Consider the following 14,936-nt stretch of genomic DNA (forward strand, 5'->3'; position numbering starts at 1 on the left):
TCCGGAAGGCTCTTGTCACCCGGCCCTCTGGCTGATGAGCTATGGCCTGGGACACATAGGCACATAGGACGCCCTGGGAAAGGGAGATGTCGTGAGCAACGAAAGCCTGGCCAACCTGCTCAAGGAAGAGCGGCGGTTCGCACCGCCCGCCGAGCTGGCCGCGCACGCCAACGTGACGGCGGAGGCGTACGAGCAGGCCAAGGCGGACAGGCTTGGCTTCTGGGCCGAGCAGGCAAGGCGGCTCAGCTGGGCCACCGAACCGACCGAGACCCTCGACTGGACCAACCCGCCCTTCGCGAAGTGGTTCGCGGACGGCACGCTGAACGTCGCGTACAACTGCGTGGACCGCCATGTCGAAGCGGGCAACGGCGACCGGGTCGCCATCCACTTCGAGGGCGAGCCCGGCGACAGCCGCGCGATCACCTACGCCGAGCTCAAGGACGAGGTCTCGCGCGCCGCGAACGCCCTGACCGAACTCGGTGTCCGCAAGGGCGACCGGGTCGCCGTCTATATGCCGATGATCCCCGAGACGGTCGTTGCGATGCTGGCCTGCGCCCGTATCGGCGCCGCGCACTCGGTGGTCTTCGGAGGCTTCTCGGCCGACGCGCTCGCGACCCGTATCCAGGACGCGGACGCCAAGGTCGTCATCACGGCCGACGGCGGCTACCGGCGCGGCAAGCCTGCCGCGCTCAAGCCGGCCGTGGACGACGCGATCGACCGCGTGGACAACGTGGAGCACGTGCTCGTCGTGCGGCGCACCGGCCAGGAGGTCGCCTGGACCGAGGGCCGCGACGCGTGGTGGCACGAACTCGTCGACGGCCAGTCCGCGGAGCACACCCCCGAGGCCTTCGACGCCGAGCACCCGCTCTTCATCCTCTACACCTCGGGTACCACGGGTAAGCCGAAGGGCATCCTGCACACGTCCGGCGGCTACCTGACGCAGGCGGCGTACACCCACCACGCCGTCTTCGACCTCAAGCCGGAGACGGACGTGTACTGGTGCACGGCCGACGTGGGCTGGGTGACCGGCCACTCGTACATCGCGTACGGGCCGCTCGCCAACGGCGCGACCCAGGTCATGTACGAGGGCACGCCCGACACTCCGCACCAGGGCCGCTTCTGGGAGATCGTGCAGAAGTACGGGGTCACCATCCTCTACACGGCGCCGACCGCCATCCGTACGTTCATGAAGTGGGGCGACGACATCCCCGCCAAGTTCGACCTGTCCTCGCTGCGTGTGCTCGGGTCGGTCGGTGAGCCGATCAACCCGGAGGCCTGGATCTGGTACCGGGAGCACATCGGCGCGGGCAAGGCGCCGATCGTGGACACCTGGTGGCAGACGGAGACCGGCGCGATGATGATCTCGCCGCTGCCCGGTGTCACCGAGACCAAGCCGGGGTCCGCCCAGCGGGCGCTGCCCGGCATCTCGGCGACGGTCGTGGACGACGAGGCCCGCGAGGTTCCGGACGGAGGCGGCGGCTATCTCGTCCTCACCGAGCCGTGGCCGTCGATGCTTCGCACCATCTGGGGCGACGACCAGCGCTTCATCGACACGTACTGGTCGCGCTTCGAGGGCAAGTACTTCGCGGGCGACGGCGCCAAGAAGGACGACGACGGCGACATCTGGCTGCTCGGGCGCGTCGACGACGTGATGCTCGTGTCCGGGCACAACATCTCGACGACCGAGGTGGAGTCTGCGCTTGTTTCGCACCCCAAGGTCGCCGAGGCGGCGGTGGTGGGCGCGACGGACGAGACGACGGGTCAGGCGATCGTCGCCTTCGTGATCCTGCGGGGCACGGCGAGCGAGGACGAGAATCTGGTGAACGACCTGCGCAACCACGTGGGCGCCACGCTGGGGCCGATCGCGAAGCCGAAGCGTGTGCTGCCGGTGGCGGAGCTGCCGAAGACCCGCTCGGGCAAGATCATGCGGCGGCTGCTGCGGGATGTCGCGGAGAACCGCCAGCTGGGCGATGTCACGACTCTCACGGACTCGTCGGTGATGGACCTGATCCAGACGAAGCTGCCGACGGCGGCGAGCGAGGACTGATTCAGACACCTGTTAGGAGGGGTCCGGCCGCGGTGCGGCAGGGCCCCTCCCTCGTGTCTGCCCCTGGCCTGACACCGTCGCCCCGGACGCGGTGACTCCGCGCCGCGGGCGTCGAAGGCGCACCCGTCCGCTCCCCGACCGCGCGACGCATGCCCCTTACGCCCCTTAAGGTGAGGCTCACCGGATACGCCCCTGCGCTCTTAGGTAAGCTAAGGACCGCGTTCATCACGCAGCAGGAACCTAGGTGCGCCGGGAAGTCTGGTCGGCATGTGCTCCGTCCCGCCCACCCGACCGGAGGTCTCCCGACGTGGCCGCGCCCACCCCCACCAGCCGCAAGTTCCTCGGACGTCTGTCTCTGCCCGAGCGAACCTTCGTCGCGGACGCGCTGCGGGCCGAGACCGTGGGTGGTGTCCTTCTTCTCGTTGCCGCGGTGACCGCGCTCATCTGGGCCAACGTCCCCCTGGGCGACAGCTATGAGACCGCACGCGACTTCCACATAGGCCCCTCCGCCCTCGGCCTCGATCTCTCGATCGAGCACTGGGCTGCCGACGGACTGCTCGCCATCTTCTTCTTCGTTGCCGGGATCGAGCTCAAACGCGAACTGGTGGCCGGTGAGCTGCGCGACCCGAAGGCCGCCGCGTTGCCCGTGATCGCCGCCGTCTGCGGAATGGCCCTGCCCGCGGTCGTCTACTTCGTCGTCACCACCGTCGGCGGCGGGTCCACCGGCGGCTGGGCCGTACCGACCGCCACCGACATCGCCTTCGCGCTCGGCGTCCTCGCCGTCATCGGCACCTCGCTGCCGTCCGCGCTGCGCGCGTTCCTGCTCACCCTCGCCGTCGTCGACGATCTCTTCGCGATCCTGATCATCGCCGTCTTCTTCACCGACGACCTGAACTTCGCGGCGCTGGGCGGTGCCGTCGTCGGCCTCGGAGTCTTCTGGCTCCTCCTGCACAAGGGCGTTCGCGGCTGGTACGTGTACGTCCCGCTGGCTCTCGTCATCTGGGGGCTGATGTACAACAGCGGCATCCACGCCACTGTCGCCGGTGTCGCCATGGGCCTGATGCTGCGCTGCACCAGGCGCGAGGGCGAGGAGCACTCTCAAGGCGAGCGCATCGAACACCTCGTGCGGCCGCTGTCCGCGGGACTCGCCGTACCGCTGTTCGCGCTCTTCTCCGCGGGAGTGGTCGTCTCCGGAGACCTGCTCACCGACGTCTTCACCCAGCCGGAGCCCCTCGGCGTCGTCCTCGGCCTGGTGGTCGGCAAGACCCTCGGCATTTTCGGCGGCTCCTGGCTCGCTGCCCGCTTCACCCGGGCCGAGCTCAATGAGGATCTGTCCTGGCCGGACGTCTTCGCGGTGGCCGCGCTCGCCGGAATCGGCTTCACCGTCTCTCTCCTCATCTGCGAACTGGCCTTCGCGGGCAACCCGGTACTCACCGAGGAGGTCAAGGGCGCCGTCCTCATGGGCTCCCTGATCGCCGCCGTGTTCGCCACGATTCTGCTCAAGCTGCGCGTACGGAAGTACAACGCGCTCGTCGAGGAGGAGGAGCGCGACGAGGACCACGACGGCATCCCCGACATCTATGAGCAGGACAAGCCGGAATACCACCTTCGGATGGCGGCGATCTACGAGGAGAAGGCCGCGGAGCACCGCCGTAGGGCCGAACTGGCGGGGGCGTCGCGCAAGGGCGGCGACGGTCCGGCATGATCTGACATCGGAACAGATCGGAACTGACATCGGATCCGCCGATGAGGAGAGGGAGTCAGCGATGAGCGACCCCGGCAACACCGCGGCGAACGTCGTCGGCGCCGAGCGCAGTCTCGGCCAACTGGTCGCTTCGGCGACCGCCGAGATGTCCGCGCTCGTGCACGACGAGATCGCCCTGGCCAAGGCGGAGCTGAGGCAGGACGTCAGGCGCGGCGCGATGGGCGGTGCGGCTTTCACCGTCGCGGGAGTGTTCGTGCTCTTCTCGCTGCCGGTGCTGAGCTTCGCGGCGGCGTACGGGATCCACAATCTGGGTCTTGGCCTCGCCTGGTCGTTCCTCATCGTGGGCGGGGCGTATTTGCTGCTCGCGGGGCTGCTCGCGCTACTGGCCGTGGCCAAGTTCAAAAAGGTCAAGCCGCCGGAGAAGTCCATCGCGTCGGCCAAACAGACGGCCGCCGTACTCCAGGGCGTCAAGCCGCACCCTCGCCCGGCGCAGGACAAGGCCGCGGTCTGAAGACCACTCTCGCAAGGCCGTGAGCACCGGCTGAGCATCCCCTGGGGGTCGCACCTCGCCCCGTCGCGGGTGGGCGTGGCGACCGCGTGGTGCTGAGGTGTGGCACGCTCGTCTGCATGACGGCCCCTGATACCGGTTCTGGCAGCCCCGTACGCATCAATGGTCCGTGGACCCATCGCGACGTGGCGGCCAATGGTGCGCGTTTCCATATCGCCGAGATGGGCGATGGACCGCTGGTGTTGCTGCTGCACGGCTTTCCGCAGTTCTGGTGGACGTGGCGGCATCAGCTGACCGCGCTCGCCGACGCCGGGTTCCGTGCGGTTGCGATGGATTTGCGGGGCGTGGGCGGCAGCGACCGTACGCCCCGTGGCTACGACCCCGCGAACCTCGCGCTCGACATCACCGGCGTGGTCCGCTCGCTCGGCGAGCCGGACGCGGCGCTGGTGGGTCACGACCTCGGCGGCTATCTGGCATGGACCGCGGCGGTGATGCGCCCCAAGCTGGTGCGCCGGCTCGCGGTCTCCTCGATGCCGCATCCCCGGCGCTGGCGGTCGGCGATGCTCTCCGACGTCTCGCAGAGCCGGGCGGGCTCGTACATTTGGGGCTTCCAGCGGCCGTGGATTCCGGAGCGTCAGCTCGTGGCGGACGACGCGGCCTTGGTGGGCAAACTCATCCAGGACTGGTCAGGGCCGCAGCCGCCGGAAGAGAACGCGCTCGACGTGTACCGGCGGGCGATGAGCATCCCGTCGACGGCGCACTGCTCGATCGAGCCGTACCGGTGGATGGTGCGGTCGTTGGCCAGGCCGGACGGGATCCAGTTCAACCGCCGGATGAAGCGCCCGGTGCGGGTGCCGACGCTGCATCTGCACGGCTCGCTGGACCCGGCGATGCGGACCCGCAGCGCGGCGGGCTCGGGCGAGTACGTGGAAGCGCCGTACCGCTGGCGGCTGTTCGACGGCCTCGGCCACTTTCCGCACGAGGAGGATCCGGCCGGGTTCTCCAAGGAGCTCATCGCCTGGCTGAACGACCCCGAGCCCGACCGCTAGGGCGGCGGCGCGCGGCGGCACCGTCGGCCCCAATTGTGCCGCTGCCTCCACACCCGTGAACGCTTGTACGACGAACAGCCAAATGCCTGGCGCATAGGCCAATTGGCCGTCCCCGGCGCGGTTACCGACCATGGGGCACGGGCACACGTCGGTGTATGGGCTGGACGTACGACTACGGTGACGCAGCACGCAACCGCCGCTCGGCCAACGGGCCGGTTACCCACGAGAGGGGTGGCCCCCAAGGCGAGGGCCATGAGCATCCCGGGCAGGGGATCGGTATTCCGCGCATCCTGCGGCGCCGGGCCCGCTGGGTCTCGGCGCGGCTGCGGCATACCCGAGGCTGACGCCCCGGCCGCCTACGGCTGACCCGTACGGCACCTCGTACGGCCCACCGCCGCCCCCTCAGCACCTCGTACGGCCCGCGGCTGACCGCTACAGCGCGCACCCCTGGCTGTCGACCTGCTGGTTCGCGGTCAGGCCGAACGAGATGTCCTCACGGATCTCGTCGACCGACAGCGCGTAACCGGTGTCCGGGTCGTCCAGCGAACGGGCGAAGATCACGCCGTACACCCTGCCGTCGGGCGTGAGCAGCGGACCGCCGGAGTTGCCCTGACGGACTGTCGTGAACAGCGAGTAGACGTCACGGCGTACCGTGCCGCGGTGGTAGATGTCGGGGCCGTTGGCGTTGATCCGGCCGCGGACGCGGGCCGAGCGCACGTCGTACGAACCGTTCTCCGGGAAGCCCGCGACGATCGCGCTGTTGCCGGAGCGCGCGTCGGAGTCGGCAAACTGGAGCGGCCGCGCCTTGAGGTCGGGCACGTCCAGTACGGCGATGTCGCGCTGCCAGTCGTAGAGCACGACCTTCGCGTCGTACAGCTTGCCCTGACCGCCGATCTGGACGGTCGGCTCGTCGACGCCGCCGACGACGTGCGCGTTGGTCATCACTCGGCGGTCGGAGAAGACGAAGCCGGTGCCTTCGAGCACCTTGCCGCAGCTCTGGGCCGTGCCGACGACCTTGACGATGGACCGCTGGGCGCGGGCGGCCACCGGGCTGCCCGCGAGCGCCGGGTCGGGGGCCTGGACCTCGGTGATGGGCTCGTTCGAGAACGGGCTGAAGACCTGAGGGAAGCCGTTCTGCGCGAGGACGGAGGAAAAGTCGGTGAACCAGGTGTTGGCCTGACTGGGCATCACCCGGGAGACCCCGAGCAGCACCTTGGAGCTGCGGACCTCCTTGCCGAGCGTCGGCAGGGCGGTCCCGGCGAGTGCGGAACCGATCAGCCACGCGACCAGCAGCATCGCCACGACGTTGACCAGCGCGCCCCCGGTCGCGTCCAGGGCGCGCGCGGGCGTCCAGGTGATGTACCGGCGGAGTTTGTTGCCGAGATGGGTGGTGAAAGCCTGCCCCACCGACGCGCAGACGATCACGATGACGACGGCCACGACCGCTGCTGTCGTGGACACGTCGGAATCGTTCGTCAGCTGGCCCCAGAGCACGGGCAGCAGATACACGGCGACGAGCCCGCCACCGAGGAAACCGATCACCGAGAGGATGCCGACGACGAAACCCTGTCGGTAGCCGACGATCGCGAACCACACGGCGGCGACCAGCAACAGAATGTCGAGCACGTTCACCGTCATTTGCCTCGCAGATTCGTCGGCGCCTGCTCCGTCCGGGCTGGAGCGGCAGGGTTCAGCCTGTCATGAGCGCCAGTCGAGCGGGACTTGCTTGGCGCGGTCCCATGGTCGTTCCCATCCCGCGAAATGCAGAATGCGGTCGATCACACCGGCGGTGAAACCCCAGACCAGAGCCCCCTCGACCATAAAGGCCGGACCACTGTGCCCGCTCGGGTGCACGGCCGTCGCACGGTTGGCCGGGTCCGTGAGATCCGCCACGGGCACAGTGAAGACCCGCGCGGTCTCGGCGGGGTCGACCGCTCCGACCGCGCTCGGGGTGCGCCACCATCCCAGTACGGGCGTGACGACAAAACTGCTCACCGGGATGTAGAGCTTGGGCAGCACGCCGAAGATCTGGACGCCCGCCGGGTCGAGGCCGGTCTCCTCCTCGGCCTCGCGCAGCGCGGCACGCAGCGGCCCGGTGGTGGCCGGATCTCCGTCCTCGGGATCGAGCGCGCCACCGGGGAAGGAGGGCTGCCCGGGATGTGAGCGCAGGCTCCCGGCGCGCTCCATGAGCAGCAGCTCGGGCCCCCTGGCGCCCTCGCCGAGCAGGATCAGGACAGCGGACTGCCGGCCGCGGCCGCTCTCGGGCGGCAGAAAACGGCTGAGCTGCTCGGGCTCGACCGTGTCCGCGGCGCGCACGACGGGGTCGAGCCAGGCGGGCAGACCGTCGGTGGTGACCACCACCTCTTGGTCGTAGTTCTGCTCGTACGTCTCTTCTCCTGCGCGCATCATCGGCACCCCTCGTTCACAACGCCTCGAGGCGCGTGCATCGTTCCGTCGGTCCGGGTCGGGGACGTCACCCGCCCGCCCCAAGAGGCGGAGCCGGCTTGCCCGGGTAGTCCGGCGGCGGGTTCAGGCGCTGGCCGGGCTGGCCGCCCTTCTCGTACTTGAGCAGCTTCTTCGCCTTCTGGGGGTCCGTCTCTCCCTCTCCGTACGCCGGGCAGAGGTGGGCGATCGGGCAGACACCGCAAGCGGGCTTGCGGGAGTGGCACATACGGCGGCCGTGGAAGATCACCCGGTGCGAGAGCATCGTCCACTCGCTCTTGGGGAAGATCGCGGCCATCTCCGCCTCGATCTTCACCGGGTCGTCCTGTTCGGTCAGCTTCCAGCGGCGCACCAGGCGCTGGAAGTGGGTGTCGACGGTGATGCCGGGCACTCCGAACGCATTGCCGAGGACCACGAACGCGGTCTTGCGGCCCACTCCCGGCAGTTTCACCAGGTCGCCGAGGCGGCCGGGGACCTTGCCGCCGAAGTCGTCGCGGATCGCGGTCGCGAGGCCCATGATCGCCTTGGTCTTGGCGCGGAAGAACCCGGTCGGGCGGATGAGCTCCTCGACCTCTTCCGGACTCGCGGCGGCGAGATCCTCGGGCGTGGGGTACTTCGCGAAGAGCGCGGGAGTGGTCTGGTTCACCCGCAGGTCCGTCGTCTGGGCGGACAGGACCGTGGCGACGAGCAGCTCGAAGGGGTTGGTGAAGTCCAGCTCCGGGTGGGCGTACGGGTAGACCTCGGCGAGCTCCCGATTGATCCGGCGCGCACGGCGGACCATGGCCAGCCGTGATTCCGATTTAGGCGATTTGCCCGATTTCTTAGGGCCGAGCGAGGGTTGTTCGCCCACAGCGGAATTCTGCTTTCCGGACACGCTCCCAGCCCCCTTGGCCTGCGCTCTCACCGGCGAATTGGACACCCGGTCAGCCTACGGGCCAGCACTGACATCCGCCCCGGTCACAGCCAATCAGGACCCAATCGGGCCCCTGCCGCACGAACAGGCGCTCCAGTGAGTCAGACTTGGTGTGATTGATCGCACGGTTTTACGGCCAGGGATCCGACCTGCGCCCGCACCCCGGGTGCCCGGTCCGGCATCATGGGCCACCCCGGTCCCTGAGCAGGTCGACAAGGAGAGAACACGTGGACGACGTTCTGCGGCGCGCCCCGCTCTTCGCGGCGCTCGATGACGAGCAGGCCGCGGAGCTCCGCGCCTCGATGAGTGAAGTGACGCTCGCCCGTGGCGACGCTCTCTTCCACGAGGGCGACCCCGGCGACCGCCTGTACGTGGTCACCGAAGGCAAGGTCAAGCTCCACCGCACGTCCCCCGACGGCCGCGAGAACATGCTCGCCGTCCTCGGCCCGGGCGAGCTCATCGGCGAGCTGTCCCTCTTCGACCCCGGTCCGCGGACCGCGACGGCCACCGCGCTGACCGAGGTGAAGCTCCTCGGTCTCGGGCACGGCGACCTGCAGCCCTGGCTGAACGCCCGGCCGGAGGTGGCCACCGCGCTCCTGCGCGCCGTCGCACGCCGGCTGCGTAAGACCAACGATCAGATGTCCGACCTGGTCTTCTCCGACGTACCGGGCCGGGTGGCCCGTGCGCTCCTCGACCTCTCGCGCCGTTTCGGCGTGCAGTCGGAGGAGGGCATTCACGTCGTCCACGACCTGACCCAGGAAGAGCTGGCCCAGCTGGTCGGCGCCTCCCGCGAGACCGTGAACAAGGCGCTGGCCGACTTCGCGCAGCGCGGCTGGCTGCGGCTGGAGGCGCGGGCCGTGATCCTGCTGGACGTGGAGCGCCTCGCCAAGCGTTCGCGCTAGCACCGAAGCGTACGAAGGGCCGACCTCCGGAGTGATCCGGGGTCGGCCCTTCGTAGTTCCGGAGTGGGCTAGTTCTTCGTGCCGTCCACGATCAGCGGGTTGCCGCTGCCGCCGCCGCACGGCACCGCGTACACCGGGTGCTTCGCCGCCGCTTCCTTGAAGGCGTCGATGCACTGGTTGGTCAGCACCTTGTCGGTGAGCGAGTTGTTAAGGATCTTGTTGGCCCTGGCGATGCCCTCGGCCTCGATCCGCCGGCGCTCGGCCTCCGCCTTCGCGGTGCGTGCCGCTTCCGTGGCCCGCTCGGTCGCCTGCTGCTGCTGGATCTTCCGGTCGATCTGGTCCTGGAGCCGGTCGGACGGCTTCACATTGCGCAGATTGACGGTGGTGACGTCGATGCCGCGCGGAGCGAGCCGCTCCTTGATCCGGTCGGCGATCTCGCTGTTGATCGTCTCGCGGGCGGAGCTGTAGCCCTCTTCGCTGGTGTGGCGGGCGAAGACGTTACGGACGATCTCCCGGCTGTCCGGGAAGACCAGGCGCTGCTGAATCGCGTCCTCGCTGCCCGCGAGCCGGTAGAGCTCGACGGCCTTGGCGGGCGTCACCGCCCATTTCACAGTGAGCTCCGCGTACATCACACCGCCCTGCGAGGAGCGCACCTCGACGACGTCCTTGTCGGAGAGGTTGAGGTCCACCGGGCGGGTGGAGAACGTCGTGACGTTGGTGAACGGCGAGGTGATGTTCATCCCCGCCGTCATGGGCGAGCCGACCTTGCCGAAGGTGACCGGGACGCCCACCTCATAGGCGCTGATGATGTGCACACAGCTGGCGATCCCCGCGAAGAGGCCCGCGAGCAGCGCCCCGAGTGCGCCGAGCTTGAGCCCGCGCTTCTCGCTGCCGCGGCCGACGAAAAACAGCACGGCTGCCGCGATGACGAGCAGGATGAAGAGCACGAACACGCTGGTCCCCCCAGGAACGGTGTCAGAAGTAAGCGGAGCGTAAAGCACAGGCCAATGAACCCGACGCCTGGGGGCCTGCCCGCGGTTCGCCCGGACCAGGTTCAGATCACGCCAGGGTTCGGGCAAGGCCAGGGTTCACGTAAGGCCAGGGTTCAGATCAGGCCGTGCTCGCGCAGATACTCCAGCTGCGCCCGCACCGACAGCTCCGCCGCCGGCCACAGCGACCTGTCCACGTCGGCGTACACGTACGCCACCACCTCGGCCGCGGTGACATGCCCGTCCTCGACCGCCGTCTCCACCTGTGCGAGGCGGTGCGCCCGGTGGGCCAGATAGAACTCGACCGCGCCCTGTGCGTCGTCGAGTACGGGCCCGTGGCCCGGCAGGACAGTGTGCACCCCGTCGTCGACCGTGAGGGAGCGCAGCCTGCGCAGGGAGTCGAGGTAGTCGCCGAGCCGCCCGTCCGGGTGGGCGACGAGCGTCGTGCCGCGCCCCAGGATCGTGTCGCCGGTCAGTACGGCCCGGTCGGCGGGAAGGTGGAAGCAGAGGGAGTCGGCGGTGTGGCCGGGCGTCGGGACGACCCGCATCTCGAGGCCTCCGACGCGGATGACCTGGCCTGCCGCGAGCCCTTCGTCGCCGAGCCGCAGCGCGGGGTCGAGGGCCCGGACCTTCGTACCCGTCAGCTCCGCGAACCGGGCGGCGCCCTCCGCGTGGTCGGAGTGGCCGTGGGTGAGCAGGGTCAGCGCGACCCGCTTGCCGGCCTTCTCGGCGGTCGCGACGACCGTCTGCAGATGGGGATCGTCGAGGGGGCCCGGGTCGATGACGACGGCGAGCTCGGAGTCGGGCTCGGAGACGATCCAGGTGTTCGTGCCGTCGAGGGTCATGGGAGAGGCGTTGGGCGCGAGGACGTTCACCGCGCGTGCGGTGGCGGGCCCCGAGAGCACGCCCCCGCGCGGCTGTCCGGGCAGCGCGGCTGCTTCGGTCATCGCGCACCTCCGGCACGCCGCCGTATCGCGGCGCTCTCCGTCATTACGAACCCTCCGTCGGGATGTGCTTGGTGAACTCGTCGTGGCCCGGCCAGCTCAGCACGAGCTGCCCCTGGTCGTCCAGCCGTGCCCGGGCCAGTACGGGATTCAGGTCCTGCTCTCCGGCGGCGGCGAGCGCGTCCGCGGCCGCCCGGTACGGCTCCAGCGCCCGCAGCATGGCGACCGTGGGCGGCATCATCAGCAGATCGCCCTTGTCATAGCCCGCGATCCCTTCCGCAGGACGGATCCAGACCGTACGGTCCGCCTCCGTCGACGCGTTCCGCGTCCGCTGGCCCTCGGGCAGAACTGCCACGAAGAACCAGGTGTCGTAGCGCCGCGGCTCGAACTCGGGGGTGATCCACCGCGCCCACGTGCCGAGCAGGTCCGAGCGCAGCACCAGGCCGCGCCGGTCCAGGAAGTCAGCGAAGGAGAGCTCCCGCTCGACCAGCGCCCGCCGGTCCGCCTCCCAGTCGTCGCCGGTCGTGTCGCCGACGACCGTGCCGGGACTCATCCCCGCGAGCAGAACGCCCGCCTCCTCGTATGTCTCGCGCACGGCCGCGCACACGATGGCCTGGGCGGACGCCGGGTCCACGCCGAGCCGGTCCGCCCATGTCCGCAGCGAGGGACCCGCCCAGCGCACCAGATGGTCGTGGTCGCGCGGGTCGACACCGCCGCCGGGATACGCGTACGCGCCTCCGGCGAAGGCCATGGAGGCGCGTCGGCGCAGCATGTGGACGGCGGGGCCGTCCACGGTGTCGCGCAACAGCATCACGGTCGCGGCCCGCTTCGGCGTCACGGCGGTGAGCTCACCGCTCGCGAGCGCGCGAATCCGGTCCGGCCACTCCGGCGGGTACCACTGACCATTGGACATGGCCGGAGGCTATCCGCTCTCGTCGGCATGTTCGAGGGGCGGCCGTGAGTGCCGCCCCTCGAACCGTGCGCCGGGTGCCCGCGTTCAGGTGCCCGCGTTGGAGTTGCCGCGGAGCTTCACATTCGCGGTACTCGCGTTCTTGATCGCCGTTTCGATCTGGGCCGTCGACGAGCCCGAGCCGATGCCCGGCACGGTTGTCGCGTTCACCGCGTACAGCGTGAAGGTGTACGGGTGCGTCGAGCCTCCGGGACACGGCCCGAAGAACTTCTGCGCGTTCGCCCCGCTGCCCATGGCCTTCTGCTTGGCACCGCCCTGGCCGGGGACGTCGAAGCCCGATCCGAGACCCTCGGGGAGGGAGGGCCTGGCCGCCGGGATGTCCCAGATCGCCCAGTGCAGCTTGTTGCCACTGCCTGCGACGTCGGCGAAGACGACGGCGTAGCTCTTCGCCCCGGAGCTTCCCGCGCCCCAGGCCGGCGGCGGCGAAGGATCCTGGCCCGCCGTGCCGTCCCCGACGCAGGTGTACTTCGCCGGGATGGTGGCGTTGTCGTTGAATGCGCTGCTGGTCAGCTTGAACTCACCCGGCTGTGGATTGCCGCCCGAGTACACGATGTCGATCAGCAGGACGCGGTCGTTGCCCGCCGTGCCGTCCCTGTCGGTCGACGTGGTGAGCCAGATGTCTCCGTCGTGGTCGACCTCGACGGTGCGCAGCCGGTCGTAGGTCCCCTGGAAGTACGTCTTCTGGTCCACCAGGTTCGAGTTCGCGTCGATGCGCAGCCGGTAGACGCGCTCACCGACGGTGGTGGCGACGAAGACGTAGTCGTTGATGCCGGTCAGGCCGCTGGGAGAGGCCGAGGACGTGGGCCAGGTCTTCTTGGGCGGGATGTAGCCGGAGCAACTGCCGTTGGTGCCCTCACAGTTGGGCCAGCCGTAGTTGCCGCCCCTCTGGATCAGGTTGACCTCGTCCATGACGCTGTTGCCGAACTCCGCCTGCCACAGGCGGCCCTGGGAGTCGAAGTCCAGGCCCTGCGGGTTGCGGTGGCCGAGCGACCAGACGGCGTTGCCGAAGGGGTTGTCCGACGGGATGGTGCCGTAGGGGTTGACACGCAGGATCTTGCCGTTGAGCGAGTTCTTGTCCTGCGCCCGGCTGCCGCTCTGGGCATCGCCCATCGAGGCGTACAGCTTGCCGTCGGGACCGAAGCGCAGCCGGCCGCCATTGTGGAAGCGGCTCTTCTCCATGCCCTGGAGCAAGATCTTGTAGTCGCTGAGCGCGTTGTTCTCGTACTTCATCCGCACGATGCGGTTGCCCTCGGACGCGGAGTGGGTGAAGTAGAGATAGTGGTCCGTAGTGAAGCTCGGGCTGATCTCGATGCCGAGCAGACCGCCCTCGCCACCCGTGCCGATCATGTTCGGGACCTTGCCGACCAGCGTCTTCTGGCCCGACTTGGTGAGCTTGTGGACGTTGAAGGTGTTGCGCTCGGTGTAGATGCCGGAGTCGTCAGGCAGGAAGCACAGGCCCCAGGCCGGTGGCCGCGGCCACGAGGGCGGCGCCTCCCGATCGGCGCGACCGGCGGGGGGTTGGTGCCACGGATCCCTCCTGCGTTCAGATAGTTAGGAAATCTTCCTAACCATGGACAGGTGACACCCGTCGACGCGTCCACGCCAAGAGAGATGCAGGGGATTACCGAAGACGAGCGGGGCCCCGAATCTGCCGGAAGACCGGCGGACTCAGGGCCCCATATGGCACTTGAGCAGGAGCCTCGGCTCCGTACAAGCTCCACTCCGTGCTGAACGATCAGTCAGTCCCGCGCGGCGCGTCGGCCGCGCGCAGGGCGCAAGTCGCCGGCGGTACGTCAGTCCTGGACGAGCTCCACCTGGATCTCGACCTCGACCGGAGCGTCCAGCGGCAGCACCGCGACGCCCACCGCGCTGCGCGCGTGCACACCCTTGTCGCCGAACACCGCACCGAGAAGCTCGCTGGTCCCGTTGAGCACAGCGGGCTGACCGGTGAAGTCCGCGGCCGACGCAACAAAGCCGACAACCTTCACGACACGGGCGATCCGGTCCAGATCGCCGACGACCGACTTCACGGCGGCCAGCGCGTTCAGCCCACAGGTACGGGCAAGCTCCTTGGCCTCCTCGGCGGTGACCTCGGCGCCCACCTTGCCGGTGATCGGAAGCTTTCCTTCCACCATCGGGAGCTGGCCCGCGGTGTAGACGTACGCACCCGACCTCACAGCCGGCTGGTACGCGGCCAGCGGCGGCACGACCTCCGGCAGCGTCAGCCCGAGTTCGGCGAGCTTCGCCTCGACGGCGCCGCTCACGACTGCTTCTCCCGCTTCAGGTACGCCACGAGCTGCTCGGGGTTGTTCGGCCCGGGAACGACCTGGACGAGCTCCCAGCCGTCCTCGCCCCAGGTGTCCAGAATCTGCTTGGTTGCGTGCACGAGAAGGGGCACGGTCGCGTATTCCCACTTGGTCATGGAGCCGACTGTAGCCGCACCGGCCGCCTGCCTCGTGACGCAGCC

Annotated in this window: 15 protein-coding genes; 6 read left to right on the forward strand and 9 right to left on the reverse strand. The window is 69.2% G+C overall.

Annotated elements, in window-relative coordinates:
• The first annotated feature begins 91 nt into the window (after window positions 1–91).
• The 5 genes from acs (at window position 92) to FBY35_RS37155 (ending at window position 5,653) form a co-directional block, all read left to right on the forward strand.
• Window positions 92–2,047 (forward strand): acetate--CoA ligase, encoded by a 1,956-nt coding sequence (acs, locus tag FBY35_RS16215; RefSeq protein ID WP_399208259.1) that lies wholly within the window; start codon window positions 92–94, stop codon window positions 2,045–2,047.
• Window positions 2,048–2,354: 307 nt separating this feature from the next.
• Window positions 2,355–3,752: a Na+/H+ antiporter NhaA gene (gene nhaA / locus FBY35_RS16220; RefSeq protein ID WP_142214479.1), complete on the forward strand. Its 1,398-nt coding sequence runs from the start codon at window positions 2,355–2,357 to the stop codon at window positions 3,750–3,752.
• 61 nt (window positions 3,753–3,813) lie between these two features.
• Window positions 3,814–4,263: a phage holin family protein gene (locus FBY35_RS16225; RefSeq protein WP_142214480.1), complete on the forward strand. Its 450-nt coding sequence runs from the start codon at window positions 3,814–3,816 to the stop codon at window positions 4,261–4,263.
• A 116-nt stretch (window positions 4,264–4,379) separates the two neighbouring features.
• A complete protein-coding gene (locus FBY35_RS16230) occupies window positions 4,380–5,309 on the forward strand; it encodes an alpha/beta fold hydrolase (protein ID WP_142214481.1) in 930 nt (309 codons plus the stop codon).
• A gap of 155 nt (window positions 5,310–5,464) precedes the next feature.
• On the forward strand, window positions 5,465–5,653 hold the full coding sequence (locus FBY35_RS37155) for a hypothetical protein (protein WP_142214482.1): 189 nt from the start codon (window positions 5,465–5,467) through the stop codon (window positions 5,651–5,653).
• 88 nt (window positions 5,654–5,741) lie between these two features.
• Here FBY35_RS37155 and FBY35_RS16240 read toward each other — a convergent pair whose 3' ends face one another.
• From FBY35_RS16240 to nth, 3 genes are all read right to left on the reverse strand, one after another.
• Window positions 5,742–6,941, reverse strand: coding sequence for a MarP family serine protease (locus tag FBY35_RS16240; protein ID WP_186356950.1), 1,200 nt, complete (start codon window positions 6,939–6,941; stop codon window positions 5,742–5,744).
• A gap of 66 nt (window positions 6,942–7,007) precedes the next feature.
• Window positions 7,008–7,718, reverse strand: coding sequence for a CoA pyrophosphatase (locus FBY35_RS16245; RefSeq protein WP_142214484.1), 711 nt, complete (start codon window positions 7,716–7,718; stop codon window positions 7,008–7,010).
• Between the two features lie 64 nt (window positions 7,719–7,782).
• On the reverse strand, window positions 7,783–8,625 hold the full coding sequence (nth, locus tag FBY35_RS16250) for an endonuclease III (RefSeq protein ID WP_142214485.1): 843 nt from the start codon (window positions 8,623–8,625) through the stop codon (window positions 7,783–7,785).
• Window positions 8,626–8,891: 266 nt separating this feature from the next.
• Between nth and FBY35_RS16255 the strand changes: the two genes are divergently transcribed.
• A complete protein-coding gene (locus tag FBY35_RS16255; RefSeq protein WP_017947815.1) occupies window positions 8,892–9,566 on the forward strand; it encodes a Crp/Fnr family transcriptional regulator in 675 nt (224 codons plus the stop codon).
• A 68-nt stretch (window positions 9,567–9,634) separates the two neighbouring features.
• On the opposite strand, the gene FBY35_RS16260 is transcribed toward FBY35_RS16255, so the two are convergent.
• The 6 genes from FBY35_RS16260 to FBY35_RS16285 form a co-directional block, all read right to left on the reverse strand.
• Window positions 9,635–10,519, reverse strand: a complete 885-nt coding sequence (locus FBY35_RS16260) for a prohibitin family protein (RefSeq protein ID WP_142214486.1) — start codon at window positions 10,517–10,519, stop codon at window positions 9,635–9,637.
• A 152-nt stretch (window positions 10,520–10,671) separates the two neighbouring features.
• Window positions 10,672–11,502: an MBL fold metallo-hydrolase gene (locus tag FBY35_RS16265; RefSeq protein ID WP_142214487.1), complete on the reverse strand. Its 831-nt coding sequence runs from the start codon at window positions 11,500–11,502 to the stop codon at window positions 10,672–10,674.
• 43 nt (window positions 11,503–11,545) lie between these two features.
• Window positions 11,546–12,412: an NUDIX hydrolase gene (locus FBY35_RS16270; RefSeq protein WP_142214488.1), complete on the reverse strand. Its 867-nt coding sequence runs from the start codon at window positions 12,410–12,412 to the stop codon at window positions 11,546–11,548.
• 84 nt (window positions 12,413–12,496) lie between these two features.
• Complete coding sequence (locus FBY35_RS16275) at window positions 12,497–13,924, reverse strand: PQQ-dependent sugar dehydrogenase (RefSeq protein WP_260848697.1); 1,428 nt, start codon at window positions 13,922–13,924, stop codon at window positions 12,497–12,499.
• A gap of 338 nt (window positions 13,925–14,262) precedes the next feature.
• Entirely contained in the window at window positions 14,263–14,733 is a 471-nt protein-coding gene (locus FBY35_RS16280) for a RidA family protein (RefSeq protein ID WP_142214489.1), read from the reverse strand.
• Complete coding sequence (locus FBY35_RS16285) at window positions 14,730–14,891, reverse strand: DUF4177 domain-containing protein (protein ID WP_121891618.1); 162 nt, start codon at window positions 14,889–14,891, stop codon at window positions 14,730–14,732. Before FBY35_RS16285 ends, FBY35_RS16280 begins: the two co-directional genes overlap by 4 nt.
• Window positions 14,892–14,936 lie beyond the last annotated feature (45 nt).

This window comes from Streptomyces sp. SLBN-118 (assembly GCF_006715635.1).
Lineage (GTDB): Bacteria > Actinomycetota > Actinomycetes > Streptomycetales > Streptomycetaceae > Streptomyces.